Below are 1,520 nucleotides of genomic sequence, written 5' to 3' on the forward strand. Positions count from 1 at the left end.
GGGTTTGTTGTCCACCTAGAACCGTCCCGTCACATGTCGGTCGTCCCTCGGGTGTAGCGCCGCAGCCGCTCACAGCCGCACAGCGCACCGGTCGCGTCGATGTCGACGCGATAGGTGGCGATGATGCTGGTGGTGGCCGGAATGCGTTCCAATTCGACGGCGTCGATCAGCACCGACCAGCCGCCGTCCGGCAGCGCACGGATACCCGAAACAGCTTCCGGTGTTCTGCCGATCAGCGCACCGAATTGCTCCTTCGCGGCTTGAATGGCGAATACCGCGGTCAATTTGTCAGGTTTCCCGGATGGCGAACTGTCATTCGAATCGTCGCCCACTCACCCCATCCTAGGCACACCCGGCCAGGCGCTGTCGAAATGCTCGAACGAGAAGAATTGACAGATTCACGCACACTGTCGAATGCGTCGAACACTGGACCGGGCGGTGGAATCGAATGCACTTGTGGCACCGGCCGGCCGGAGGGGGACTTCGCCCGCCGATCGGCCCTTCCGCGGCGGCGCTTGAGCGCCTTGACACGACTTTGGGTCGAGAGTGAAACTCCTCCGCACGTCTGGGAGCGCTCCCAGATCTCACCGCCGCGATCAAGAGGAGTTCTGCCGTGCGACTGCGCTGGGTCAGCATCGTCATGTGTGCCGCCGTGTCCGCGACCGCCGCCTGCGGCTCGGGTCAGCCCGGGGACGGCAGGACCGAACTGACGATCGCGACCTTCAACGAATTCGGGTACGAGGACCTCTTCCACGAGTACGAGGCCGCACACCCGGACATCAAGATCACGCAGCGCAAGACCGGCCAGGGTCAGCCGCACCACCAGAACCTGTTCACCAAGCTCGGCGCCGGGTCCGGACTGGCGGACGTCGAGGCCGTCGAAGAGGGGTACCTGAGCCAGGTCATGGCGAAGGCCGGCCAGTTCAACGACCTCGACGAGATAGGCCCGAGAGTCGAGGACGACAGATGGCTGAAGTGGAAGACGGCCGCGGTCACCACCAAGGACGGCAAGCTGATCGGCTACGGCACGGACATCGGCCCGCTGGCAATGTGCTACCGCAAGGACCTGTTCCAGCAGGCCGGTCTGCCGTCCGACCCCGAGGGCGTCAAGGCGCTGTTCTCGACCTGGGACAGTTACTTCGCCGCGGGTGACCAGTTCGTCGCGAAGGTGCAGGGGGTCGCCTGGTTCGACAGCGCCGCACAGGTCTACAACGCCATGCACAACCAGCACGACATCGGCTACTTCGACCTGCAGGACAAGCTCGTCGTGGAGTCCAACCCGGACATCAAGGCCGACTGGACCGCGGTCACCGCCGCCGTCGCGAAAGGACAGTCGGCCAGGCTCGCGGCGTTCAGCCCCGAGTGGAACACCGGGTTCAAGCTCGGCCGGTTCGCCACGAAGACGTGCCCGTCGTGGATGCTCGGCGTGATCGAGACCCAGGCGGGGCCCGAGAACCAGGGGAAGTGGGCGGTCGCCGGCGCGTTCCCGAACGGGGGCGGCAACTGGGGCGGTTCGTACC

The 1,520-nt window shown here is 65.3% G+C and carries 2 protein-coding genes; one reads left to right on the forward strand and one right to left on the reverse strand.

The genetic code is table 11. The annotated features are described in order from the left end of the window. Positions 1-29: 29 nt before the first annotated feature. The gene (locus tag UK23_RS34625; protein ID WP_082115207.1) at positions 30-332 is read right to left on the reverse strand and encodes a gas vesicle protein; all 303 of its coding nucleotides are present in this window, start codon (positions 330-332) and stop codon (positions 30-32) included. A gap of 308 nt (positions 333-640) precedes the next feature. Between UK23_RS34625 and UK23_RS34630 the strand changes: the two genes are divergently transcribed. Continuing rightward, positions 641-1,520, forward strand: an 880-nt coding sequence (locus tag UK23_RS34630) for an ABC transporter substrate-binding protein (protein ID WP_045315956.1), incomplete at its 3' end; no start/stop codon positions are given.

Source organism: Lentzea aerocolonigenes (genome assembly GCF_000955955.1).
Classification (GTDB): domain Bacteria; phylum Actinomycetota; class Actinomycetes; order Mycobacteriales; family Pseudonocardiaceae; genus Lentzea; species Lentzea aerocolonigenes_A.